The sequence below is a fragment of the Dysgonomonas sp. GY75 genome (genome assembly GCF_015234155.1).
Lineage (GTDB): Bacteria > Bacteroidota > Bacteroidia > Bacteroidales > Dysgonomonadaceae > Dysgonomonas > Dysgonomonas gadei.
In genome coordinates this window covers 1-26,754 of record NZ_JADCLQ010000061.1, presented here as the reverse complement: position 1 = coordinate 26,754, position 26,754 = coordinate 1, and the positions used below count along the sequence as shown (strand labels likewise).

Here is a 26,754-nt window from a genome sequence, read left to right as displayed (position 1 = left end):
GAATAGTATTTAGATAAAACTCTCGGGGTACTGCATTGTAATACAATGTAAGGAGCCATGCTGCCTTATCAGCGGCGAGCAATCCACCCCAATAATCTCTCTTGCCGGAAAAGCCTTTTGCAGTTGCTTCCGGGCTTCTTCGTCCCTTTCCTTGTCGTTATAGAACGGTAGCAATACCGCATTATTCATAATAAGGAAATTGGCATATGTCGCAGGTAATCTTTGATTATCCTCGTCATACACAGGTTTTGCCATAGGTAAAGTTACCAGTTTGTATGGGTTTCCCATATAATCGGTAAATGTTTTGAGTTGTTCTTCCATTTTAGAAAGAGCGTCGTAATGTTCATCCGATTTATCTTCACATTTTACATAAGCTATCGTGTGTTCGTCACAAAAACGGGCGAGTGTATCGATGTGGCTATCGGTATCATCCCCCGCAAAGTAGCCATGGTCGAGCCATAATACTCTGTCGAGTCCAAAGGCTTCTTTCAGATATTCTTCTATGCTTTCTCTGGAAAGGTATGAATTTCGGTTTGGAGATAACAAACATTCTGATGTGGTGAGCAGAGTCCCTTTTCCGTCCGATTCGATTGCTCCGCCTTCGAGTACAAAATCTTTTTTGTTTATCAGTTCTACATCGGAGGCGAATATCCTTTTTGAAAATAATCCTCTGGTTATCTGATTGTCGAAATTAGATGCAAATTTCAATCCCCATCCATTGAACGTAAAATCACATACGTGTTTTTTACCATCCTTAATAACCGATATGCCACTATGGTCACGTGCCCAGGTGTCGTTTGTAGGTAATTCAACCAGCGTGAGATTGCTAAATAATTCTTTGTGCCCTCTCAATTCAAACTTTACGCTTTCGGCATTATAGCATACTATGATAAGCTTTTGCCTTTTTAGTATTTCTGTCGCTATGTTTACATAACAGGCGGTTACTTCTTCGATCATATATTCCCAATCGGTACCAATGTGAGGCCATGTGAGTTGTATTGCGCTTTGGGGATACCATTCGGGTGGTAAAAGTATAGGGTGAGCCATTCGTTTTTATTCTAAAATGTTTATCAGATAGCAAAAATACAAAATAATTATCTTAATATACCACCTGTAACCATTCGTCCTGAGTGAATAGTCTGACGTCGGGCAGAGAAAAATAGCTGAGGATTCGAATAGGTACAGAGATTTGCAATTTCAATATTCTGAACAGGTATGTCTGCATCATTCAAAATAAGTTTATTTGCCTGCTGCAGATTCAGATGCATTTTTCCGGTCGCGGTGTTCCGGTAACCAATATCCTCCATTTGAAAACCTGCTTCCTGAAAGATTTCTACTACTTCTTCACCCACTTCGAAGCGTTCCTGAGATATGCATGGCGCTATGCCTGCAAGTAGGTCTTTGGGATTACAGCCAAAATGTTCAGTCATTTTTATCACGGTCTTTTCTGCAATCCGCGCAACAGTACCTTTCCATCCGGCATGGATGGCAGCCAATACTTCTTTGTGCGGGTCGTATATCAATACCGGCACACAGTCGGCAGTAGTAACTCCTATGCATATATTTTTCCGGTTAGTGATAAGGGCATCTATACCGTGTAACTTTTTTTCTTTTTCCTCATCATTAAGGTTTAAAAACTGTTCGTCTATAATGAATATCCTGTCATCATGGGTTTGGTAGGGAATGTACAGATTTTCTACAGAAATGCCTGCTACATTTGCAATACGTTCTCTGTTTTCTTTCACATGATCAGGATTATCTCCAGAATACAAACTAAGATTGAGAGAACTATATTCGCCTGTGCTAACCCCTCCTTTTATGCTGGACGAAAAATGAAACAGATTAGAGTTGGGAAATATGGAGAAGCGGAAGAGTCCGATATTATTTAGAGAGAAATATTCCATAATTAGCTTTTTTACTTATAATGAATTTATTAAACTACATAAAGTTATGAAAAAGATTTTGTTATTATTATTTATTCTTGCCTCTTCGTCTGCGACATATGCGCAAACAGGAGATGAATCTTTGTATTATAACAATATAGAGGTCTATAAAGATTTGCAGCTTTCATCTGCGCAAGCAGCACAAATCAAGGAATTGAAAAGAGAGGTAAAGAAACAGTTTCAGGCAATTGGCCGCGACAGAACCATTTCGGGTTATGAAAAAGGGCAACGTAAACGTGCTTTGGCCCTAAAGCATAAATCTGATATAGAGAAAATCCTAACTAAAAACCAGGTTAACGTATTTGAGAATAAATACGGGAAAATGTCAAAAAATGATGGACTGAAAGATATCATCGGAGATACTTATGAGCATAAACTGGAAGCTATTGAAAAACGCTATGAAGCAGAAAAGGATGCCATAGAAGATAATGATAATTTGAGTAAGTCAGAGAAAAAAGCAAGATTGGAGTCTTTGAAAGACATTTATAAATCGCAGAAAGAATCATTGAAAAGAGAAAGAAAGTCTGCGAAAAACGCTTTTTCCTGAAGATGAATTAAAAGTTAAGGCCTGCCGGATGTTTTCGGCAGGCCTTATTTTATTATGAGGCAGACGGATCAAAAGTCCGTACCCTTATTCTGTTTCATCCTCTTCGTAGAAGAATCCGTCCACTTCCTCTTCATCGTCCCAGTCTTCTTCCTCGTAGTCATCTTCCGGTATAGAGTCATCTTCTTCATCAAACTCTACGGTCTTTATATCCAGATTGCGATGTGTTATATTGAATGATTTCTGATATTCTCCGTCTGCATTCAATTCATGCCACAATAAATCTTTCAGTGCTACCAGGTTATAGCCTGTTATGGATGAAATAAAGATATGAGGTATCTCCGGCAGATCGGCTTCCAGTGCTTCCATCAGTTCTTCGTCCAGCATGTCGGATTTAGATATGGCCAGTACCCGCCGTTTATCCAGTAATTCGGGATTGAACTGAGCCAGTTCGTTGAGGAGAACCCTATATTCCTGATGAATGTCGTCCGCATCGGCAGCTATAATGAACAATAATAATGAATTCCGCTCGATATGACGCAGGAAGCGTAATCCCAGGCCTTTACCCTCACTTGCTCCCTCTATAATACCCGGAATGTCGGCCATGACGAACGATTTGTAGTCACGGTAGCTGACAATTCCTATCTTCGGTTCGAGCGTAGTAAACGGATAATTAGCTATTTTGGGTTTCGCAGCAGTCATTACCGATAGTAAGGTAGACTTGCCTGCATTCGGGAATCCGACCAGCCCCACATCGGCCAATACTTTAAGCTCTAATATCACTCTGCGTTCCTGATATGGTTCTCCCGGTTGAGCATATCGTGGTGCCTGATTGGTAGGCGTTTTGAAGTGGTTGTTTCCACGGCCGCCCTTACCACCTCTCAGCATGATAACCTCCTGGCCGTCTTCGGTTACATCACATAGATATTCTCCCGTTTCGGCATCATAAGCCACTGTTCCGCAAGGGACATCGATTATCTTGGTTTCACCTTTTTTGCCGGAACTTAACCTGCCGGAACCACTTTCACCGTGTCCTGCAAGAATATGGCGTTGAAACTTCAGGTGGAGTAATGTCCATAAGTTCCGGTTGCCCCGTAATATCACATGACCACCATCGCCGCCATCTCCACCATCAGGGCCTCCTTTAGGTATGTACTTTTCACGACGGAAGTGAGTCGATCCTCTACCACCCTTGCCCGAACGGCAATAAATTTTGACGTAATCTATAAAATTTGAATCTGCCATACTGTTTTGGTTGTCTCCTGCTTGTATTGTAAGGGAAACTTTTGATTTGTATTTAGATAACAAAGGAAGTTATAAGATAGTTCCTATAACTTCCTTTTATATTGGGGAATATTATTTCACTTTGTCTACAGCCTCAGCTATAAGACCGAAGATTTCTTCCACAGTACCTACTCCCTTTATAGACGCAAGTTTGCCTGTGTTTTTATAATGTTCTTTTAGCGGAGATGTTTGATTTTTGTAAACATCGAGACGGGATTTGATTGTTTCCAGATTGTCATCTGACCGTCCCGATTGTTGTCCGCGTTTGATAAGGCGGTCTATCAGTTCCGGTTCGTCCACTTCGAGGCTGACAACAACAGATACATCCTGTCCTCTTTCTTTGAGCATCTTTTCCAATGCTTCGCCTTGGGCAATAGTGCGTGGGAACCCATCGAAGATAACTCCGGAAGCATCTTTCTTGCTGTCCAGCACATTTGCCAGCATACCGATAACTACATCGTCGGGTACAAGTTGCCCCTTCGAGATGTATCCTTCAGCCAGCTTACCCAGTTCTGTTCCGTTCTTCATTTCAGCGCGTAAAACATCGCCTGTAGAGATGTGTGCCAGATTATATTTCTTGATGAGGTTCTCGCTTTGAGTGCCTTTTCCTGAGCCTGGGGCTCCAAAAATTATAATATTCAACATATTAATTAAGTTACATGTTACAGGCTCGGGTTACACAATTGTAAGAGCAGGCCTGTAAGATTTATATTTAAGAGTTTTTTATTTTATATATATCCGGAAGATTACGTCCGTATCCGTCGTAATCCAGGCCAAAGCCAACGATAAAATCGCTGGGTATCTCCAAGGCCACATAATCCAGTTTTATATCATGTTTTAATGCGTCAGGCTTAAGTAAAAGTGTGGTTACCAGTATGCTTTCGGGTTCGTCACAAACCAACTGCTCCAGCATCAATGACATTGTATAGCCTGTATCTACTATGTCTTCCACAATGACAACTGTCCGTCCTTTAATATCTTCTTCCAGTCCGTATATTTCTTTTATTTTTCCGGTTGAAGAAGTCCCTTTATAAGACGACATCTTTACAAAAGATACTTCACAAGGGATAGATACACGCTTCATCAATTCAGAGGCGTACATAAACGAACCGTTTAACACGCAAATGAATAAAGGGTCTTTGCCGGCCAAATCTTTATTTAATCTGGCAGCTACATTGTCAATCGCTTTTTCTATAACTTCTTCTGTGAGAAAAAGATCAAATTCTTTATCCTTAATAGTCACCGTTTTCATAGATGATTTTACTCTAAATTGTTATTAAACTGCAAAAGTAGCATAAATCAGTTAATTGTCTATCATAATGATGGTATTTTAAATGTCTAAAAAAAGAAAAAACGGGAAAACTTCCGTTGTCCCGTTTCTATAAGTATCTGAAATAAATGTTTACTGAGGAGCTCCATATACTTCTTCGCATGGTTGGATAATAACCCAACCATCACCTTCGAACATCATCTGGAAACTTTCGCCGCTACCTCTTCCTATAAATGTTTTAAGAGAAATGTCAGTTTTCATCTGAGGGGCAAGATTGCCCGACCATGCAACTGTTGCATTAGGGTCTGTAAAGACCGGTTGTCCCGGTTTCACGATCAATGTCATCGGGTTGCCGTGAGTTGTGATGGCAATATGTCCGGTTCCGCTCAGACGTGCCTGGAATAATCCTCCACCCATGATACCGGCAACACTTTTCATCATTTTCACTTCCGATTTAACTCCTTCTTCGTGTGCAAGGATATCGTTGCCGTTCACATTGATCGATTCATTTTCCAGATACAAGATACGCACTCTTTTCTCTACATCGGCTGCATAAACGCGTCCTGTACCTGTTGTTTTCATCATTGTAGTACCTTCTCCCGACATGGTTTTTTTAAGCAGATTGCCGATACCTTTGCTCAGCATGCCTTCTCTTTCAAATTTCACATTTCCGGTATAAGCTACCATTGCTCCTTTTTTCAACATTACAGTCTGGTTGTTGATGTTAAGCTCGAGCATATGGGGACTTTCTAATTGGAAAAAGTCGTTTTTCGACTCGTCTTGTGCTGTTTCTTCAATGAAAGCCTTAATGGAATACTTGTTCATAGTGTAAGGTTTTAAAAATTAATAGATTAAACTGATTTGTTTGTATTTGTTACTTTTTAAAGTTCTAAAAGTAGAGAAATTATCCTGAACATGAAAATAATATTATCCTGTCAGGGTAGTTTTTTGCAATAACTTAATTATGCGAATCAGTAGTTGAGATTTAATGTTCTATTTTTTCTAACGCGCCATCCGGCTTGTTTTTCTTAACTTTTTCTTGATAAAAAGTTACAAAAATCAAGGCTGCATCCCTCCGGCGACCCAAAACCGCAGCTCTGGTGGGGCAAAATAATACCGAGTTATCTTTAACCGGATTATCAACCGTGTATAGTAGCTACCCTATTTTGCCCTACACCTCCGCTTTACGGATTGGGTGCCCCGCCTGCGGGACGAGGCCGTGACCGCGATGCGACGACAGGACAGGGTCTCTTCATGCTTTAGCCTCACGTGCGTCAGCCCTTGCGCATTAGTGACGCAGGCGGGGCACCCAATCCGTTGCAGGCGGCGTAGAATCAAACGGGGCGATAGCCCGTTTGTTTGATTCAGCCGTCAAAACGGTTTTGGGTCGCCGAGGAGCGGAGCGCTAGCCTTTTGGTTCGTTTTGGGCAATGCCAAAATGAACGTTTAAGCGGAACGAAGTGCAGCAGAAAAAAATCCAACAATTTTATACTACAATAATTACTTTAACTACTAATTGGAATTAATTATATCTTTATATAGATATTTTTCTTATAAAGAATATTTCCTACCACCCAGCAGATACCTACAAAAATAAGAGCATATATCAAGGCGCCGAAATAATCGCCCAGATATGGCTGTAACAGAACGGAATATATATACCCTTTGGCCGAGATATATTCCCCATTGTAAGGGAATACTGCCTGATAGGCTAAGGTGCCAAGCACTCCGGCCATAACATATATAAAGAGAGGATTAACCCCGAACGATTCAAAGAATACACTCCATTTTCGATGTCCTTTTATGTCGATTATCCATATCAATAAAGCAAGAAGCAGAGAGGCCAGACCACATGTAGCCAAGACAAATGTAGGTGTCCATATCTTCTTGTTGATAGGACATCCGTAACTGAGCAGAAATCCCGCAAAAGTGAGTATCGTGCCGACAATGAATAGCTGGGATATCCGTTTGTCATTGTCTTTTGTATTCATAATAAGTGCACCGCAACAGAATCCGATGAGAACGTGGGCTATGGCAGGAATGGTGCTTAATAATCCTTCAGGATCTATAGCCAGTCCCGAATCTTTGTACATGTGATTTATGCCCAATATAGCCTGGTCTACTATGGATACAATGCTGTCTTCGCTTTTCTCGAACCCGTTTCCGAAGGCAAGCAGCAGAAAGTAAGCCAGTAATGTCGTACCTATTATATATGGGATGTATTTGTGCTTTACGGTAATGGCAATGATGGATGCTGCACCGTAAGTCAATGCCAGTCGCTGCATAACACCTAACGTGCGGAGATGCCCGAAGTCCGTTATAGCCCTGAAAAAGCGTTCCCAGAATCCCAGATTGTCAGGCTCCAGCATGTGGTACGTACGGAATGATAATCCGAGCCATGAAAGACCGAGTCCGATTAAGAATATGACAATCGTTCGTTTAAGAATCTTTAAAAGAGTTGGCGTGTTAAACTCGAAATTAAATTTCCGCAAGGAAATATAAGTGGATATTCCCATGATGAACATGAAAAACGGAAATACGAGGTCGGTAGGTGTCAGTCCATCCCAGGCAACGTGTTTTAGCGGAGCATAGGTATATTCTCCTGATCCGGAATTATTCACCATTATCATTCCGGCAATTGTGATGCCACGGAGTACATCGAGAGACAATAGTCTTCCTGAAGGTTTTTGTGTCATTTTCTTATGTATCTGTTAGAAATAATGTTAACGGTATGCAGAATACGAAAGTAGTCGTTTTAAGTATTTCTGCAAAACAGCACGCCGGTTTTAACATCAAACCGGCGTGCTGTTTTATATGTTTACTCTTCCACTAAGGCAAAATCCAGTTGTTTACGTTCAAGATTTGCCCGGGCTACTTTTATTTTCAGAGGATCGCCCAGACTGTAAGTGCGTTTGTTGCGGCGTCCGCGCAAACAATAATTCTTTTCGTCGAATTCGTAGAAATCATCATCCAGGTCACGGATAGGAATCATACCCTCACATTTATTCTCATTGATTTCGGCATATAAGCCCCATTCTGTAATTCCTGAGATAACCGCATCGAATACTTGTCCCAGTTTGTCGGACATGTATTCCACTTGTTTGTATTTTATAGATGCTCTTTCAGCATTGGCAGCCAGTTGTTCCATCTCCGAACTGTGTTCGCATTTACTTTCATAAAGTTGTTTGCTCACACTGCGCCCGCCATCCATATAGCGGGTAAGTAAACGGTGAACCATCATATCGGGATAACGGCGGATAGGGGAGGTAAAATGAGTGTAATACTCAAATGCCAGCCCGTAATGTCCGATATTTACCGTAGAGTATATCGCTTTGGCCATGGCGCGTATGGCAATGGTAGAAATCAGGTTTTCTTCCGGCTTGCCGCTTACCTCATCCAATAAATGATTGATGGATTTTGAAACGTTTGTTTTCGATCCGTCCACCTTTATTTTATAGCCAAACCGGCGGATAAATTCAGAAAGGTTCTCCATCTTCTCCGCATTCGGCAGGTCGTGGATACGGTAAACAAATGTTTTTGCGTTCTTATTTTTCGGTACATTCCCGATAAATTCGGCAACAGTACGATTGGCCAAAAGCATGAACTCCTCGATCAGTTTATTTGAATCCTTGGCATACTTGAAGTATACACTGATTGGTTTTCCTTTTTCGTCTATTTCAAATCTTACTTCATGGCGGTCAAATGCTATTGCTCCGTTATCGAAACGTTTACCCCTTAATTTTTTTGCAAGGTCATTCAACTTGAGTATTTCATCTTTGTAGTCTCCTTCACCTGTTTCGATAATGTCTTGTGCTTCTTCATATGTGAAGCGTCTGTCGGAATGTATGACTGTGCGGGCAATTCTGCTTTTCTTTATATTCGCATCGTCATCAAGTTCGAATATAGCTGAATAGCATAACTTATCCTCATGCGGACGAAGCGAACACAGCCCGTTGCTGAGCCGTTCGGGGAGCATAGGGATGGTTCTGTCTACCAGGTAAATAGAGGTGGCCCGGCTTTCGCCTTCTTTATCTATAATGTCGCCTTCCTGAACATAGTGGGTCACATCGGCAATGTGTACTCCGACTTCCCAACGGCCATTTTTTATCTGTTTGATCGAGAGGGCGTCATCGAAGTCTTTTGCATCGCGCGGGTCTATTGTGAATGTAAGCGTATTTCTGAAATCTTCACGCTTCGCGATTTCTTCCGGAGTGATTTCATCCGGTATTTTGTTGGCAAAAGCCTCTATCTTTTCAGGGTATTTGTATGGCAGGCCAAATTCGGCTAAGATAGCATTCATTTCCGTATTATTCTCTCCGGCCTGGCCCAGTATGTCCAATACCTTCCCTATCGGATTCTTTGCTTTCTGAGGCCATTCCACGATTTCTACCAGTGCCTTATCCCCGTCTTTACCTCCATTCAGTTTGTCTTTGGGTATAAATATGTCATTAGCCAGTATTTTACTGTCCATCACCAGAAATGCGAATTGTTTCTGAACATCCAGTGTGCCTACAAAGGTTGTTTGCTTACGTTCGAGTATTTCCAGTACTTCGCCTTCCGTATCACGTCCTTTGCGTTTGGCCAATATTTGTATTTTTACACGGTCGCCGTTCATGGCATGCGCCGAGTTTCGTTCAGCTATAAAGATATTATTGCTTTCGTCATCCGGTTTGAAAAAGTTCTTTCCGTTACTTCTTCTTTCAAATGTGCCTTCAAGAAAAAGTCCGCGATTATTCGATTTATATTTTCCACGTACAGGTTCTACGATGAAGTCATCTTCGAGCAGGTTGTAGAGGATATTGTTAATTAATTGTTTTTCAGCAGGCTTTTTGAATCCCAGCTTTTCTGTGATTTGCTTCGGGCTGAATGATTCTGTTGAATTTCTATTGAAAAAGTTTACGACGCTATTTACGATATCTGTTTTTGTTTTTCTTTTATCAGTTTTGTGAGGAGCTTTGTTCTTACTCATATGTGATTTATTTCATTAATTTCTATTATCGGGCAAACATTAACGGGTTGAGAATGTTATTCCCCGGTTGTCATACTAAATACCAAATGTACAAAAAAGAATTAAATTGTACATCTGATTCTTTGTGAATGAAATACTTTTGTCAGAATTTATGTAATTTTGTTTTTGAATTAACTGAAATATAAGATTATGCCTTGCATATTAAATATAGAAACAGCTACAGAAGTGTGTTCAGTAGTGGTGTCCAGAGATGGACGAGTAATTTTTCAAAAGGAAGAAACAAAGGGACCTTCCCATGCCGTTTTGTTAGGAACATTTGTAGATGAAGCCGTGAAAATCCTTCGCGCGCAGAATCTGCAACCGGATGCCGTGGCAGTTAGTTGTGGGCCAGGTTCATATACAGGGCTTCGTATTGGTGTATCGGAGGCGAAGGGGCTTTGCTTTGGGCTGAATATTCCGTTAATCGCTCTGAATTCTTTGAAGATAATGGCAAATGGCGTATCGAAGATGGCCGATTTAGAGGATTATACATTACTTTGTCCAATGATAGATGCCCGCAGAATGGAAGTGTACGATGTATTGTTAAATAAAGAATTACAGGAAGTTCGTCCTGTTAGCGCCGATATTATTGACGAAGACTCCTTTGCTGATTATCTGAATAAAGGCAGGATTCTTTTCTTTGGTAATGGGGCGGAAAAATGTAAGACTGTATTGAAAAGTGAAACGGCTTTGTTCTTAGACAATGTCTATCCGCGTGCTTTGGATATGATCAGTCTGGCAGAGGAAGCTTATGCTGCCGGAGATTTTGAAGATGTGGCCTACTTCGAACCTTTCTATCTGAAGGAATTCGTGGCTACTACTCCTAAAAATAAGGTGTTGACCGATATGAAGTAGTAAAGTAATATTTCCGATAATTACTAATTATTAGCTGATCATCTTATATGCGAATGACTGCAAACTATACGCCGGGATAATGGATTATACGGAGCAATTGCTAATAATCTGTCCTTTAATATTTATCAGTGGATTTATTGACAGCATTGCGGGTGGGGGAGGCCTGATCTCTCTGCCGGCCTATAATGTTGCGGGTCTGTCTCCTCACTTTGCTTTGGGAACGAATAAGTTCAGCAGCTGTATAGGAACATTTTTCAGTACAATGCGTTTTGTCAGGAATAAAAGTTATGACCTGACGAGTGCAATACCATCCATCTTGTTTGCATTTATAGGCTCCGCCATAGGGTCTAAAATTGCGGTTTGTCTCGACGCTGGAATTCTGCGATATATCCTTATTGCCGGTATTCCGGTTATTGCCATCGTTGTTTTTAAGAAAAAGAATTTTTCGAACATAGTTCCGAAAAAGTTATCGAAAGTCAAAATAATCACCCTGTCATCTCTGATCGGCTTTGTTATTGGTGGGTATGATGGCTTTTTCGGCCCGGGAACAGGTACTTTTCTTATATTAGCCTATACTTCGGTTCTGGGATTGGATTTGCTGACAAGTATGGGGAATGCGAAACTGGTTAACCTGACATCGAATTTAGCATCGTTGATTGTATTTCTAATAGAGGGAAAGGTTCTTTTTGTTGTAGGAATACCTGCGGCGTTATGCGCCATCGCCGGACACTATATTGGTAGCGGATTGGCTATCAGGAACGGGCAAAAGATTGTCAGGCCGATGCTGTTAGTAGTGCTTTTGCTACTTTTGACAAAGCTGGTATGTGATTTGTCCTTTTGAATAATCCTTTTTTGAGAATCTTTACTGTTGATTTTTAACATTTTCGACCTTTAAAAAAGTCTTATATATTTTGCAAATAAAAAAATATCCGTATATTTACGAAAAAATAGTAGAATTACGTTGAATTTGTAAAATATGGAAAAGCTTACTCATCAGGAAGAATCGATTATGCTGCACATCTGGCAGCTAAAGGAGTGTGTAGTAAAAGATATTATAAATGAGATGGATGATCCTAAGCCTCCCTATACGACGGTGGCCTCCGTTGTCCGCAACCTGGAGCAGAAAGGTTACCTGAATTCCAAGAAATATGGCAATGTATGGGTGTATACTCCGAAAATCAAAGAAGACGAGTATAAGAAGGCGTTTATGTCGAATGTCGTAAAAAGTTATTTTGAGAATTCATACAAAGAGCTCGTCTCTTTCTTTGTGAAGGAGGAAAAAATATCTCCGGAGGAATTACAGGAAATAATGAAGATGATAGAAAAGGGCAAAGGTTAATAATCAATATGAAGCTACCATGGATCACACAATTTTAATATACCTGGTCAAGGTGTCAGTTGCTCTGGCACTGTTTTACGGACTATACATTCTTTGTCTGAAGAGGGACACATTTCTGAAACTGAGGAGAATTTACTTCTTATCAGCCTTATTATTTTCTCTGTTATTCCCTGCCGTTACGATAGAATTATCTGCGTCCGGTGATGCTCCCGTACAGATTCCTACATACTGGCTATCGGATATTGAAGTCGGGAGCGCGGTTGATGCGGAGGCTTCGACGGAGGCGACTGTGAGCATGTGGGTTGTTGTTTTAGCTATACTTGCCGCCGTATCGTTTTTTTGTGCGATTAAGTTTTTTGTGCAACTATTCAGTTTGTTTAAATTGAGGATTGCGAATGAGACTGAAAAATTGTCCACTTACCGTATTGTGAAAATGAAAGACAGACGGACATCCCCATTTTCTTTCTTCAACTGGATTTTTATTAACTCCGATGCTCACAATCCGGTCGAACTGGCAGAGATAATTGCGCATGAGCAGATGCATGTGAAGCAGTATCACTCTATTGATGTCGTATTATCCGAAATCTTATGTATCTGTTTCTGGTGGAACCCGTTCGCATGGTTACTGAAGAAAGAGATAAAGCTGAACCTGGAGTATCTGGCAGATAAAGGGGTGTTGGAATCAGGATTCGATTCGAAAGAATATCAATATATATTATTACAAGTTTCAAATAGAAGTACCGGTATACCACTTATTAATAATTTCAACGTTTCACAACTTAAACAACGCATTATGATGATGAATAAAAAGAAAAGCTCAGTATTTACATCCGTAAAATACCTGCTGGTTGTCCCGGTATGCGCAACATTGCTTTTAGGCAACGCAGTACAGGCAACTACATCTTTAGATAAATTCTCGATAGATGAAATATCCGGAGTGATGGATGGAGACCAGGCTCCTCAAAAGAAAGGGGATGTATATGTGACAGTAGAGCAGATGCCTTCGTTTCCCGGAGGATTAGATGCTCAACAGCGCTTTATCGCTAATGGCCTGAAATATCCTGTGGAGGCACAGACTAAAGGTATTCAGGGGAGAGTGACTATCCGCTATGTGGTAAAGAGTACCGGTGAAATATCCGATATAGAAGTAATAAGAGGTATTGATCCTTTGTTAGATAATGAGGCAATCCGCATTGTAAAATCCATGCCTAAATGGGAACCCGGCAAGCAGGGAGGAAAAGCGGTGGATGTATACTACACATTGCCTGTTGTATTCAGGCTTGCGGGTACTACTAAAAAAGTGGAGCCCGGCGGTGATCCGAATGAAATTGTCGCAGTCGGTTATGGGGCACCACAGGAGAAAAAAGTAGGAGTTGCATCTTTGAAAGAGGGTTCTCCGGATGATAAAATGAAGCCTTTTATAACAGTGGAGCAGATGCCTTCTTTCCCCGGGGGCGAGTCGGCGATGCATGAGTATATCAGCAATAACCTGAAATACCCGGAAGACGCTCAAAAGAATGGTATCCAGGGACGTGTCACTGTCCGCTTCATTGTGAGGAGCTCAGGCGAGGTAAGTGATGTTTCGGTTATCCGAGGAATAGATCCGGGCATGGACAAAGAGGCTGCCCGTATGGTTGGTTCCATGCCGAAGTGGCTGCCCGGTAAGCAGAACGGGCAGGCTGTGGATGTATATTACACCTTACCTATCGTTTATAAGCTGAACAAAAGTGATAAAAAATAAATAAAGGCTAATCACTAATTACTACTATTCTAAAGAGGCAGACAGCAGTACTTTCTGCCTCTCTTTTTTAATTACTTAGTATAAGTACTTTCAATGTTGCATCCATTTTCATCTATTATCCACGACCTAAAAGTCATGGTCGATTAAATGGCTGGCAGCAATGCTGCTATGTTTTATTTAATAAAAACTTTATTTGTTGAAGAGAGAAAATAGATAATGTCTGACGAATTATAACTAAAATGATGAAAAAAGTAAATTTCAAATACACAATCATTCTTTTGTGGATTGTGGTAGTTACTGCGTGCAGTGGTCACACTTCGAAAGAACAACAAAATTCCGAACCCGGAAGACACAACGAAGAACAAGACTTAACGGGTAATGCCAATACATTGCCGGACTCTGTTCATATAGAGGGCGAAAGCGGGATAACTGATGTTTCGCAAGAAGAACCTGTAAAAGATGTTCGTATTTTCAGAGAAGACGGTATTTTACCGGAGTATTCGGGAGGCGATGTATGGCAATATATGAATGACAATGTCCGTTTTCCGCCAGGAACAACCTTAAACAGGAGCGATAATAGTGTTATTGTGCATTTTATGGTAGAGAAAGATGGCTCTTTGAATAGTTTTAGTCTTTATGCCGGAAGTTATCCGGCTCTGGATGCCGAAGTGTTGCGCGTGGCAAAAACAATGACAAAATGGCGTCCCGGTAAACTAAATGGAAAAATAGTGCGCACTACTTATTTGCTTGGTGGCGTCTATTATTCGGAAAATGGCAAACTAAAATTGTATCCTTTGCCACCACCTCAAAAAGAACAATACCAGGGTGAAGTTTTTGCTTTTGCCGAAAAGAATCCACAGTTCCCTGGCGGAATAAATAAGATGCAAAAGTTTATCACCGACAATATGCAATATCCTTCTGAGGCATTAGAATATAAGGATGAAGGAAAGGTAATGGTGCAATTTATTATATCCCCAACAGGAGAAATCTCTGATATATTCGGGGTTGTCCGTTGCCGGTTTAATGAACAATGTCCTTCTACTTCCTTAGTCCTGGCAAAAGAAGCAGAACGGATAGTAGGATTGATGCCTCATTGGATTCCGGGCGAAAATAAAGGGAAAAAAGTAGCAGTGAGGTACGTTTTACCGATTAACTTTAAAATTCCATAACCTTTTTTATCAATCGCTGAAAGAAAACTATAAAGCAGGAATTTTTCAGCAAGATGCAACAAATAATGTGCTGTATTGCTTTGTTGTGATTTCAAACAAACTTGTAGATCATAAAAAACTATTCTATTGTTTCGTAGACTGTTGAATAGAACTATTCTTCCGGATTTGATGTTGTATCTCTATAATGAAGGATCGGCTTCGGCATTTAGCTGATCTGCCCCCAGTTGTACCTGTTTCCTCCCAGTTTTCGCAACTGTTTTCGCAGGATGAGGTTATCCGGCTTTTCCATCAACGGGTCTTCATCTAATACGTTTTGTGCGATTTCCCGTGCATACTGCACTATTTCACCGTCACGTACCAGATTGGCTATCCGCAGATTGAAGGGGATACCGCTCTGTTGCGTACCTTCAAGGTCGCCCGGGCCGCGCAGTTTGAGGTCAGCTTCGGCTATCTCGAACCCGTCGTTGCTTTCTACCATAATGTTGATACGCTTGCGGGTATCAGCCGATAACTCGTAAGGAGTGACCAGAATACAATAAGACTGGTCTGCACCACGACCTACACGTCCTCGCAACTGGTGCAATTGGGAAAGCCCGAACCGCTGTGCCGATTCTATCACCATAACCGAGGCGTTAGGTACATTTACACCTACTTCAATAACTGTAGTGGCAACCATTATCTGGGCTTCGTTGGTAACAAAGCGCTGCATTTCGGCATCTTTCTCTTTCGGCTTCATTTTGCCATGTACCTTGCACACCGTGTATTCAGGGAATATTTCTTTTATATGTTCGAAGCCTTCTTCCAGATTCTTTAAGTCGAGCTTTTCGCTTTCCTCTATGAGGGGATACACCATATATACCTGTCGTCCCTCCTGTAATTGTTTGCGGATGGAGTTATATAATGCCCCTCGCTTTTTATCATACTGATGAATGGTCTGTATTGGTTTTCGTCCCGGAGGCAACTCATCTATTACAGAGACATCGAGGTCGCCATATACAGTCATCGCCAGTGTGCGCGGGATCGGTGTGGCTGTCATTACCAATATATGTGGAGGATTGGTGTTTTTTGTCCATAGTTTTGCCCGTTGGGCTACACCGAAGCGGTGTTGTTCATCTATCACTACCAGCCCCAGATTGCCGAACTGTACAGTGTCTTCTATCAGGGCATGTGTACCTATGAGGATTTGTACGTCATTAGTCAATAGGCCACTATGTATACGCTCCCTGTCCTTCTTTTTTGTAGAGCCTGTCAGTAGTTCTACATTCACATCCATTCCCGCAAGAAATTCTTTGATTGTGTAATAGTGTTGTGTTGCCAGTATTTCGGTAGGAGCCATCAGTGCTGCCTGAAAACCATTGTCCAAGGCTATCAACATCAACATCAGTGCAACAAGAGTTTTTCCACTACCGACATCACCTTGTAAGAGGCGGTTCATTTGTTCGCCCGTAGCCATATCCTGCCGTATTTCCTTGATAATGCGTTTCTGGGCATTGGTCAACGGGAACGGGAGGTTCTGTTCGTAGAATGTATTGAGGTAGCCACCCACTTTTGTAAATACAAAGCCTTTCAGTTTTGACTTACGGTCGGCAGTATATCTCAGTATATTTAGTTGTATATAAAACAATTCTTCAAATTTGAGCCTGTACTGGGCTTCCCGCAGCAAAGTCGCATTTTCGGGAAAATGTACATTACGCATTGCCTGCTTCAGGTCCATCAGGCGGGCATTCTGTATCACTTTTTCGGGTAACGTTTCCTGTAGGTTCCTTATAATGGAAGTAAAGGCAGCAGCCATCATTTTCTGAATCGCTTTGGAATTCAGATAATGGTTTTTCATTTTCTCCGTAGTGTTGTAGTACGGCATCAGGCCGGTTGGCCGCTCTTCTTCGTTTATATAAGGATCTATATCGGGATGCGCGATATTGAACTTATCGCCGAACATGGTGGGTTTGCCGAAAACTATATAGGGCAAATTCAGTTTATACTTTTCTTCTATGAATCTTGCGCCCTGAAACCAAACCAGATCTATGTATCCTGTGCCGTCGGTAAAGTGTCCTACAAGCCGTTTTTTATGTCTTTCGCCATGTGTTTCAAAGCCTGTTATTCTACCCCTGAGTTGTATATAAGGCATGTTTCCGTCTATTTCGTGGATGAAATAGATGCGGCTACGGTCGATATACTTATAGGGAAAATAATAGAGGAGGTCTTCTACCGAGAACACATTAAGTTCTTTATTTAGTATCTCAGCCTTTTTAGGCCCTACTCCTGCTAAAAACTTTATATCGGTCTGTGAAAAATCAGTCATTTTACCAGTCAAGAAACATATTAACATGTAAAGTTACAAGAATTTGTGAGGTATAGCATAAGGAATATGAAAGATATTTATCTATATGTAATGGCTGATGATTGATTACTGTTGGCTTATGGTTCTTTGATGTATTGAAAGGCCCCCTCAATCCCCCAAGGGGGACTTACAGAGAGAGTAAAAAGTTAATTAGCTCCGCTGGCCGTTGGTTCTTAATTATTAATTGCTTTCCGTGTTACCTTTTATTTTTAACCACAGAGTAAACGGAGTAGCACGGAGTTTTTAGAAGAAAAAGTGACAATAAAAATTATGTGAAAAGTCGTCAGGTTTGTCAGGTTTTGTACATAAGCTATCGGCTAATAGCTAAAAGCTGTTACCTTTGTTATTTTTTAACTATATATAGTTAACGGATGCAAAGATGACAAGATAAAAACAAAGGAAAAGCTGTCAGATGTGTCAGGTTTTAACAAAATACGGTTAATAAACGTAAATATGGTGATGAGCTGGAATTTGCGTCTTTGCGTCTCTGCTTGAGAATATTGTTTATTGTATCATTTGTAACTTTTTCAAAACTGCGGCAGGGATATCAGTCTTATGTTAATTACGAACGAAAAGGATATAAAATAGATTACTCATAATTTATAATTGCAGACAAATTTTTATCTTTGCAATCTATTTGAACGATAGGGGCCTTTAACACAAAATTCTTTACAAATAAGATGGATTTAAAAAAATATCTTACAAACTTATATCCTGTAATAGCATATATCTTCAAGATACATTTGCTGGCGCTGCTTATCTTTTTTATAATCAGATTGATTCTGTTGTTTACAAACTGGCATAATGTGGAATATGTAGATAATGGATCTATTACCGGAGCTTTCCGTTTAGGCCTTTATATAGATAATATTCCGGTAGCTTGTATTAGCGCCCTTGCTGTGATTTTTGCCTGTCTTATCTCTTTTTGGGGATCGGACCGGAAAATATTCCGGCATAGTCTTAATATATACTATATAAGTATTTATACTGTTATATTTGGGTTTGCAATAGCTGATATACCGTATTTTAATTTCTTTTTCAAACATCTTGATGTATCCATTCTGGCCTGGTTGAGTAACGATACAGAGGGGTATCAGATGATTCTTGCGGAGTCCAGTTATTATAAATATTTCGCTTTGTTTTTTATAACCATTCTTTTATTTGGTTTGTGTGTTGTATATTTCTCTAAGAAATGGAAGAACTACAATGCAGATGACTCAGTAAACAGTAAATTGAAGCTAGCGAAATATATTCTTATCCCTATTGCTTTACTCGCAGTCTGCTATACAGGTGTAACGAAGAAACAACGCTTTGTTTATCCGATTACTCTATGGACACCTTATCTGGGCTCAAGTTCTTTTACAAATGAGTTGACCGTGAGTCCTGTATACAATTTCTGGTTGAGTATGATTGTTCCCCAGTATAAAGACCGTGAGGTGAATCATCTGATATCACTGGACGATTCGTTCGAGCTGATAAAAAAGGATTTTGGATATCAGGATTTTATAGAAGATGATTCCCGTATCCGCCGTCGGGTAACGAGTGATAAAGAAGAGATCAGGCCCAATATCGTACTTGTTATAATGGAGGCGATGTCTTCTTATTTCATTACAGAAACTCCACACCTTACGCCTACCTTGAATGAACTGATAAACAAGTCATATTATTTCAGGAATATTTATTCTCAAGCGATACATACAAATCAGGGTACATTCAGTTCATTGTATGGCATCCCTTCGCTCTTCGACAGGGTGATTATGGATAACAGGGTTGCTACAGGCGGTTCTAATGCCGTACCGCTCCCATTATGTGAAGGCCTACCGTATAATCTGAATAAGAAAGGATACGTGTCGTCATTTTATCTGGCTCATGAAAAAGCATATAATAATATGGATATGTTCTTTAGCCTGAATGGATACGAGATGAAGAACCTTCATTCGCGGGAGAATTATCCGCCGTCGGAATACGTTAGCCCCTGGGGCGTTAATGACGGATATTTATTTAAATATGCTGCGAATACTTTAGGTAATAACGATGGGCAACCTTTCTTTGGAGGAATACTGACTATATCTAATCATCCCGACTATATAATACCGGATGAATTCAAGTATGTAAGCAAGAACGATTCGGAGCAGGCTGTCTTTTATTCCGACCAGTGCATAAAACAGTTTATGGATGATGCGGCTAAACACGATTGGTTTGATAATACCATATTTGTATTTGTTGCTGACCACGGGCGCCTCGAAGGGCAGGCCTTGTATGAGATGCCTCTGTCGTTCAATCATGTTCCGCTTATCATCTATTCGCCTCTGTTCGAAGATGCGCCGAAGGTTATCGATACATATGGAGGACAGATAGACATATTTCCTACTGTAATGGGGCTGCTGAATATGGATTATGAGAACAACTCTCTGGGTATAGATCTGATGAAGGAAACACGTCCGTATGCGGTGTTTTCATCCGATGACAAACTGGGCTGTATAGACGATAACTTCCTCTATTGTTATAATACCTTGTCAAAGCAGGAGTATCTTTATGATTACAAGGCTAATAATTCGCAGAATGTAGCCTCGGTTCATAAAGAGGCTTTTGATAGCATGCGAGTATATGCATCCGCGACAGTTCAGGTGACGAATTATTTGTTGAAGAATCAATTGTTAAGGAAAAAGAAGGATGAAAATTAAGGGAGGCTATTATAACCTCCCCGGATATATTTACAGACAATCTGAATATTTAAAGATTCTCTTTTTCAATATCTTTAAAGTACTTATACGTACCCACTTTCAGTTCATCCGTGGCAGCTTCATCACATACGATGATTCCTTTCGGATGCAGTTGCAGGGCTGTGATAGTCCACATCTGATTAACGGCACCTTCCACAGCTTGGGCCAAAGCTCTGGCTTTATTGTGCCCGTTTACCATGATCAGGACTTCTTTTGCATCGAGGATAGTACCTACCCCGACTGTCACAGATGTTTTAGGTACCTTGTTCACGTCATTGCTGAAGAAGCGGGAGTTAGCTATGATTGTATCATGGGTCAATGTTTTGATACGTGTGCGGGATGACAGGGATGAACCGGGTTCATTGAACGCGATGTGCCCGTCCGGGCCTATTCCTCCCAGGAATAAATCTACGCCCCCAACAGCTTTCATTTTAGCCTCGTAAGCAGCACACTCTTCTTCCAGGTCGGATGCGTTCCCATTCAGTATGTTTACATTAGCGGGATCTATATCCACATGATTGAAGAAATTGCTCCACATAAAGGTATGATAGCTTTGGGGATGGTCTTTCGGCAGGCCGACATATTCGTCCATGTTGAATGTGACTACATGCTTGAATGATACCCGTTTTTCCTGATAGTGCTTGATCAAACCGTTGTACATGCCCAAAGGAGAAGATCCTGTGGGTAATCCTAAAACAAATGGCTTATCAGATGTAGGATTAGCGGCATTGATTTTGTTTACAACATAGTTAGCTGCCCATTGGGATAAGGAGCTGTAATCGGGCTGGATAATTAGTCTCATGATATATCAGTGTTTTTAATATTATGGTAAAAAATAAGACAAACCTTCCAAAGATAACTCTTATATCCTGAAAGGTTTGCCTTTTACTATAATTTATAGAGGATGATATTCTACAAAGGCTTCAATTGCTTCATACGAGGCAAGCCCTAACTGGCGGTAGAGCTCTGCTGTAGCCTTGTTCCTGTCTTCGGAACGCTGCCAGAACAAACGTTCGTCATTCCCTAAGAACGGAGCGCTTTCCATCTGCGATTGATGTTTTAGAATCGCATTCCGCTTAGAACGGAGTTCTTCAGGAGAGATAGGTACGGCCATTTCGATATGGTCAATTTCCCATTCGGCCCATGCACCACGGTACATCCAGAAGCGGCAGTCTTTGAGCCATTCCGCACCTTTTAGTTCATCTACTGCTGCGAGGATGGCATCGAGACATACTTTATGTGTCCCGTGCGGGTCGGCGAGGTCTCCTGCAACAAATACTTCATGGGGTTGAACCGATTCCAGATATTTCTTCACTATTTCTACATCGGCCTCTGATATAGGGTTTTTCTTGATACGTCCTGTTTCGTAGAACGGAAGATCGAGAAAGGTCGTTTTGTGTGTATCCATACCCACATAACGGCAGGCAGTAGTTGCTTCCTGGCGACGGATATGTCCTTTAAGGAACAAAATATCCGGAGTGTCTATATCCTCTTCGTCCTTGTCGTGTAGCAGATACTGAAGTATTTCTGCATACTTTTTCTTCAGAGCTTCATTACCTGCATCATATTTTCGTCTTACATCCTCGAGAAAAGATACATAGCGGATAACCTCTTCATCGCCTACGGCAATGTTGCCCGATGTCTGATAAGCAACGTGCACATCGTGTTTTTGATCCACCAGTCTTTTGAAAGTTCCTCCCATAGAGATAACATCATCGTCGGGGTGTGGGCTGAAAATTATAACACGTTTCGGATATGGTTTTGCTCTTTCCGGACGATTGGTATCATCGGCATTCGGTTTTCCACCTGGCCAACCTGTTATTGTGTGTTGGAGGTCATTGAATATCTTAATGTTTACATTATATGCAGAGCCATATAGAGCCAAAAGTTCTTCCAGTCCGTTGTCTTGATAGTCCTTGTTCGTCAGCTTCAGTATCGGCTTATTCACTTTGAAACATAACCACACAATTGCTCTACGGATGAGTTTATTGCTCCAATCGCAGTTTGTTACCAGCCATGGGTGGTTGATGCGTGTGAGTTCAAAAGCCGCATTCAGGTCTATGTGTACTTTCGCATTTTCATGGGCTTGCAGGCACGAAGCAGGTATGGCATCCGACATGGTTCCTTCTACCACATCTTTAACGCTTCCGGCTTTGTCCTCACCCCATGCGATCAGGGCTATCTCTTTCGCTTTCATGATTGTAGCTACACCCATTGTGACGGCGCTGACAGGCACTTTGTCTATAGTCCCGAACGTGTTGACAGCCTCTTTCTTAGACTGTACATCCAATAGAATCAGACGGGTTTGTGAATTCATACTTGATCCGGCAATATTAATGCCAATGTTGCCCGCACGTCCCAAGCCTAGCAGAAGATAATCTATTCCTCCTACATTGTGGATGGTTTGCTCATATGTCTTACAGTAGTTCAGTATTTCCTCTTTCGAAACGGACCCATCAGGTGAATATACGTTTTTAGGGTCTATATCAACATAATCTAACAAAGATTCTTTTAATAGTTTCAGATTGCTGTTGGATTGAGGTGCTATAGGATAAAACTCGTATATATTAAATAGAATAACATTTTTAAAACTTAAATTCTCTTCTTTATGTAAGCGGATAAGTTCCTGATAGATCGTTTGAGGGGAATGTCCTCCCGGGAGGGCAAGTACGAATGGTGACCCCGTAGCTTGTTTTTCTTTTATTTTTCGGGCTATTTCTCTCGCTATATGCAAAGATGCCTCTACAGAGGACTCATAAATCTCGGTAGGCACTTTTTCGTAGCGGGTCAGGGCAGATAGCTCAAATTCATTTTCAGGACGGTAGTAACGCAGGGGTACTCTGTCCAATACAATTTGCGAACTTAAATCTAATCTCATATCAAAGGTTTTATATATAATTATTTATGAATAAACATTCTTATTAAATGGCTTAAACAACCAGGGCTGCGGCTCCGAGCAGATTGATATCTTCCTTCTTGGATAAAAGTATTTTTACCCGCTCAACAGTTTCCTTGAAAGGAAATTTATATACGCTTTCATACATATTATCTGCAAAAAGTTCATATCCTTTTACAATATTTCCTCCTAATATAATAGCTTGGGGATCATAGGTGAAAAGGATAGTTTTCATAAGATTGCCTATATGCTCGCCGAGTTCGTTCCAAAGGACCAGCATTTTGTCATCTCCTTGCAAGGCGAGTTCGTAAGCCTCTTGAGCCGTTGTATTATTGCGTACAAAAAATTTCTGTCCGCAATAACGTTCATAATCGGAGTACAGATAAGGGAGGCTTCCTATTTCTCCCGCTCCTGTATTGTATCCGTTATATAATTCATTGTTTATAATGATGCCTGCTCCAACTCCGATACTTAATGTTACGCAGACAATATCACGATAGAGGGTGCCTTCCCCGTAGTAGCGCTCTCCAAAAGCGAAGCAGTTAGAGTCATTGTTTACAAATACCGGAATCCTGAATTCTTTTTCGAGGATATCTTTTAAAGGGACTTTCTTCCAAGACGGGATGTTGATAGCATCTTGTATGATTCCTTTACTGGTTTTGACAATGCCCGAGACACCTATTCCTATCCCGCGAATATTAGAATTTATTATTGTTCCGATCGTTTCTATCAGATGATCTATAATGACGCCCTCTGATTCGTCAGCCTTTGTGGGAACCACTAGTTTGCGGAATATTTGACCTCCATCAACAATTCCTAACCGCATGCTCGTGCCATCTATGTCTATTCCAATTCTCATAATGTTAAGAATGTAGTGCGTTAATTTGAGATGACTAACTAAACATTATAGCCTATCTTAAAGTATTGTCTTTAGCTGTGAATGATATTTAATCAGACCATCTCCTTGTTTTCCATAATAATATTACAAATATATACTTCTAAAGAGGAAAAACAGCAAATCAATTGTTAATTAACATCTAAAAACGAAAGATTGTTCGGTTAGTTGATTTTTGTTGATAATTGCGCCGCTTTTTAAAGTGTTAAGGGTAGAGGCTGGATTACTTAAGCCTATGGCTTCTTTATTATTTTGAGCTATTGTGTGTTGAGCAGGATAGTCCTTTTATTTTTCTATTCTTATTCTGGCATCTACAGCTATTACTTTATCTTCATTTGCCAGTAGCGGATTGATATCCATTTCTTTTATCTCGGTAGCAAATCTTAGTAGGATAGACAGCCGGACAATTATCTCTGTGAATAATCTTTCGTTTAGTCCCTTTTGCCCCCTGGTTCCCTGAATTATTTTGTAGGCCCTGAGGGAGCGTATCATGGATGATGCTTCGTTGAAACTTAAAGGGGCGAGCCCCGATGCTACATCTTTCAATATCTCTACGAAGATTCCGCCCAGACCGCACAAAACAATGTGTCCATATTTTGACTCGTATTTTGCCCCTATAAATAATTCCTGTCCCGAAAGCATAGGTTGTATCATTACTTCGGTGGTTTCCGGTATTTTCATCAGTCTGTCAAACTCAAGGGCAAGATGGTCGTCAGATCTTATGTTCAGGACTACACCTCCAACATCCGACTTGTGTACCGGTCCGACACACTTCGCTACAATTGGATAATCTATTTTATTTGCAAAGCTGATGGCTTCCTCTTTGTTATTGGTAACCAATTCTTGTACTTGAGGTATTCCGGCTGCGTCAAATAATTTCCTTATTGTATCACTGTCTATATATCCGTCCGAAGCATTGTCTATAATATTTCTGATACGTGGTATGTCTATTTTTATATCCTCCATTTTTCCTACCGATGGGGGAGTCCATGATACTACTTTTGATAGGGCATTTGCCAGGGCGTATTCATCAGTAAAGTTTACATGTCCTTTTTTGACGAAGTTGTCCATTTCTTGTGAAGCTGCAATGACTGAAGGCAGGATAGGATAAATAGGTAACTTGCATGTTTTTATTTTTTGGTCTAATATTTCATAGGCTTCAGCCACATTGCTTACTCCCGGATTACCATATATAACGGCAATGCCATCAATTTCCTTGAAGCGTTTTTCGCAAAAATCAATGCAGGTAGCCATGTGTTCCCCTGTTCCTGTTCCGATAATATCTATGGGGTTGGATACAGCTGCTCCGGGGAGAAGGTGTTTTTTTAACTCAGCTGCAAGTTCTTTATTCATTTCCGGAACGTCAATGTTTCCTTTTGATAAGGCATCGGTTAGGATTACTGCGGGTCCTCCTGCTTGAGTGATGATAGCCAGGTTCCGCCCTTTTATTTCTTTAAGGGTGAGTACGGCGGCTACATTGGCCAGTTCTTCTCTGGAATAGCAGCGAATGATCCCTGCTTTTCTGAAGAGTGCTTCCACGGCAGAGTCTGAACTTGCTATGGCTCCGGTATGAGATGAGGCTGCCCGGCTGCCGGAACTGGAGCTGCCTGATTTTATGGCGGCGATTTTGCAGCCTTTTCGGATGAGAGATGCTGAGTGGTTGAGGAAGCGGTCTGGATCTGCTATTTTTTCCAGATATAATAGTTTGATCTTAGGGCTGGATTCTGGGTCGAATTCGTTATCTAAGAATTCCAGAATGTCTTCAACGCCTACTTGTGCCGCATTTCCTATCGACCACGCAGAATTGAATCTTAGGCCAATCCGCATGGCTGATTCTATAATATATGTAATAGTACCCCCCGAACTGGATATGATATCTACACCTTGAGGATCCAGGTTTGGGATCGGACGGGTAAAAATGCTCTGATGCTTAGTGTTGAAGTAGCCCGAGCAGTTAGGGCCTATCATGATTGCCCCGGCTTTGTTGACTATGTCTACCAAATCTTTTTCCAATTTAGCCCCATCTTCAGACTCCTCACTAAATCCTGCCGAGAAAACAATAAAGGCTTTTACTCCTTTTTTCTTGGCCAGATATTCCACAGTCTGCAGGCATTGGTTTGCCGGAACTGAGATGATAGCCAAGTCGGTTTGTGGGATATCCTCAATGCTTACATACGCTTTTGTGTTCTGTATCGAGCCGCCTCTGGCATTAACAACATATAAATCCTTGTCAAACGTTCCTGTGGTTAAATTGTGTAAAACACTGCCTCCAGGTTTCAAAATGTTATCAGATGCGCCCACTACTACGATGCTTTTGGGGTTGATTAGCTGTTCATAGATCATAAATCGGTTATTTAGGTGTTATTTTGTGTAAAAGTAGTGATTTATATGACATCTAAAGCTACCATATATATAATATAAAACATAAAAATAGTTGAACTTGTTTATGGAAGGTCGCTTTCAAAACTATTTTGTCATTTTATGTAAACTTTTTTATGTTTAACAACATGTTGTATTCTAGGTGTATACTTTGATTTTACAATGTTTGTCTAAAAAATATTTCAAAAAAAGGTTTCATAAAGTTTGGAGTGTAAGGAATTGTTTTCTACTTTTGCACCCGCTTTACCACTAAAGGGCACGTTTAAAGAAGGGTGTTTTGCGTAGGGCGGAAGAGCGATCTTTGAAGGAACTGAAATAACAACATTATAGAGTGTAGTACACTATTTGGGTTTTTATTAAATTAAAT

20 protein-coding genes are annotated in these 26,754 nt (G+C 40.8%); 7 read left to right on the top strand and 13 right to left on the bottom strand.

What is annotated here, in order from left to right; translation table 11 throughout:
• Positions 1 to 9 precede the first annotated feature (9 nt).
• Positions 10 to 1,047 (bottom strand): agmatine deiminase family protein, encoded by a 1,038-nt coding sequence (locus IR083_RS22440; protein WP_194226012.1) that lies wholly within the window; start codon positions 1,045 to 1,047, stop codon positions 10 to 12.
• 47 nt (positions 1,048 to 1,094) lie between these two features.
• Positions 1,095 to 1,904, bottom strand: a complete 810-nt coding sequence (pgeF, locus tag IR083_RS22435) for a peptidoglycan editing factor PgeF (protein ID WP_194226011.1) — start codon at positions 1,902 to 1,904, stop codon at positions 1,095 to 1,097.
• Positions 1,905 to 1,950: 46 nt separating this feature from the next.
• Between pgeF and IR083_RS22430 the strand changes: the two genes are divergently transcribed.
• Positions 1,951 to 2,490, top strand: coding sequence for a hypothetical protein (locus IR083_RS22430; RefSeq protein WP_194226010.1), 540 nt, complete (start codon positions 1,951 to 1,953; stop codon positions 2,488 to 2,490).
• A gap of 84 nt (positions 2,491 to 2,574) precedes the next feature.
• Here the strand turns inward: IR083_RS22430 and obgE are convergent, their stop codons facing one another.
• The 6 genes from obgE to rnr all read right to left on the bottom strand — a co-directional run bounded on the left by obgE (position 2,575) and on the right by rnr (position 10,010).
• A complete protein-coding gene (gene obgE / locus IR083_RS22425) occupies positions 2,575 to 3,732 on the bottom strand; it encodes a GTPase ObgE (protein WP_194226009.1) in 1,158 nt (385 codons plus the stop codon).
• A gap of 111 nt (positions 3,733 to 3,843) precedes the next feature.
• Positions 3,844 to 4,416, bottom strand: a complete 573-nt coding sequence (locus IR083_RS22420) for an adenylate kinase (RefSeq protein ID WP_006800095.1) — start codon at positions 4,414 to 4,416, stop codon at positions 3,844 to 3,846.
• Positions 4,417 to 4,483: 67 nt separating this feature from the next.
• Positions 4,484 to 5,023 (bottom strand): hypoxanthine phosphoribosyltransferase, encoded by a 540-nt coding sequence (hpt, locus tag IR083_RS22415; protein ID WP_006800094.1) that lies wholly within the window; start codon positions 5,021 to 5,023, stop codon positions 4,484 to 4,486.
• A 150-nt stretch (positions 5,024 to 5,173) separates the two neighbouring features.
• Positions 5,174 to 5,866, bottom strand: a complete 693-nt coding sequence (locus IR083_RS22410) for an AIM24 family protein (protein WP_006800093.1) — start codon at positions 5,864 to 5,866, stop codon at positions 5,174 to 5,176.
• A gap of 701 nt (positions 5,867 to 6,567) precedes the next feature.
• The gene (locus tag IR083_RS22405; RefSeq protein WP_006800092.1) at positions 6,568 to 7,737 is read right to left on the bottom strand and encodes an acyltransferase family protein; all 1,170 of its coding nucleotides are present in this window, start codon (positions 7,735 to 7,737) and stop codon (positions 6,568 to 6,570) included.
• Between the two features lie 122 nt (positions 7,738 to 7,859).
• A complete protein-coding gene (rnr, locus tag IR083_RS22400) occupies positions 7,860 to 10,010 on the bottom strand; it encodes a ribonuclease R (protein WP_006800091.1) in 2,151 nt (716 codons plus the stop codon).
• A gap of 189 nt (positions 10,011 to 10,199) precedes the next feature.
• Here rnr and tsaB point away from each other — a divergent pair, with 189 nt between their 5' ends.
• The 5 genes from tsaB to IR083_RS22375 all read left to right on the top strand — a co-directional run bounded on the left by tsaB (position 10,200) and on the right by IR083_RS22375 (position 15,153).
• On the top strand, positions 10,200 to 10,904 hold the full coding sequence (gene tsaB, locus IR083_RS22395; RefSeq protein ID WP_194226008.1) for a tRNA (adenosine(37)-N6)-threonylcarbamoyltransferase complex dimerization subunit type 1 TsaB: 705 nt from the start codon (positions 10,200 to 10,202) through the stop codon (positions 10,902 to 10,904).
• A gap of 79 nt (positions 10,905 to 10,983) precedes the next feature.
• Positions 10,984 to 11,745, top strand: a complete 762-nt coding sequence (locus tag IR083_RS22390) for a TSUP family transporter (protein WP_006800089.1) — start codon at positions 10,984 to 10,986, stop codon at positions 11,743 to 11,745.
• A 135-nt stretch (positions 11,746 to 11,880) separates the two neighbouring features.
• Entirely contained in the window at positions 11,881 to 12,243 is a 363-nt protein-coding gene (locus IR083_RS22385) for a BlaI/MecI/CopY family transcriptional regulator (RefSeq protein ID WP_006800088.1), read from the top strand.
• A 19-nt stretch (positions 12,244 to 12,262) separates the two neighbouring features.
• Positions 12,263 to 13,984 carry a M56 family metallopeptidase gene (locus IR083_RS22380; RefSeq protein ID WP_194226007.1) on the top strand — a complete coding sequence of 574 codons (1,722 nt, stop codon included), beginning with the start codon at positions 12,263 to 12,265 and terminating at the stop codon, positions 13,982 to 13,984.
• 239 nt (positions 13,985 to 14,223) lie between these two features.
• A complete protein-coding gene (locus IR083_RS22375) occupies positions 14,224 to 15,153 on the top strand; it encodes an energy transducer TonB (protein WP_044216249.1) in 930 nt (309 codons plus the stop codon).
• Between the two features lie 205 nt (positions 15,154 to 15,358).
• Here IR083_RS22375 and recG read toward each other — a convergent pair whose 3' ends face one another.
• Positions 15,359 to 17,455, bottom strand: coding sequence for an ATP-dependent DNA helicase RecG (recG, locus tag IR083_RS22370; protein ID WP_044216247.1), 2,097 nt, complete (start codon positions 17,453 to 17,455; stop codon positions 15,359 to 15,361).
• Positions 17,456 to 18,174: 719 nt separating this feature from the next.
• Between recG and IR083_RS22365 the strand changes: the two genes are divergently transcribed.
• Positions 18,175 to 20,178: an LTA synthase family protein gene (locus tag IR083_RS22365; RefSeq protein ID WP_194226006.1), complete on the top strand. Its 2,004-nt coding sequence runs from the start codon at positions 18,175 to 18,177 to the stop codon at positions 20,176 to 20,178.
• 49 nt (positions 20,179 to 20,227) lie between these two features.
• Here the strand turns inward: IR083_RS22365 and nagB are convergent, their stop codons facing one another.
• From nagB to IR083_RS22345, 4 genes are all read right to left on the bottom strand, one after another.
• Entirely contained in the window at positions 20,228 to 21,019 is a 792-nt protein-coding gene (gene nagB, locus IR083_RS22360) for a glucosamine-6-phosphate deaminase (RefSeq protein WP_194226005.1), read from the bottom strand.
• 93 nt (positions 21,020 to 21,112) lie between these two features.
• Positions 21,113 to 23,095: a glucosamine-6-phosphate deaminase gene (locus IR083_RS22355; RefSeq protein WP_006800082.1), complete on the bottom strand. Its 1,983-nt coding sequence runs from the start codon at positions 23,093 to 23,095 to the stop codon at positions 21,113 to 21,115.
• 52 nt (positions 23,096 to 23,147) lie between these two features.
• Positions 23,148 to 23,972, bottom strand: a complete 825-nt coding sequence (locus tag IR083_RS22350) for an ROK family protein (RefSeq protein ID WP_194226004.1) — start codon at positions 23,970 to 23,972, stop codon at positions 23,148 to 23,150.
• A 321-nt stretch (positions 23,973 to 24,293) separates the two neighbouring features.
• On the bottom strand, positions 24,294 to 26,351 hold the full coding sequence (locus IR083_RS22345; protein WP_006800080.1) for an acetate--CoA ligase family protein: 2,058 nt from the start codon (positions 26,349 to 26,351) through the stop codon (positions 24,294 to 24,296).
• Positions 26,352 to 26,754: the final 403 nt, after the last annotated feature.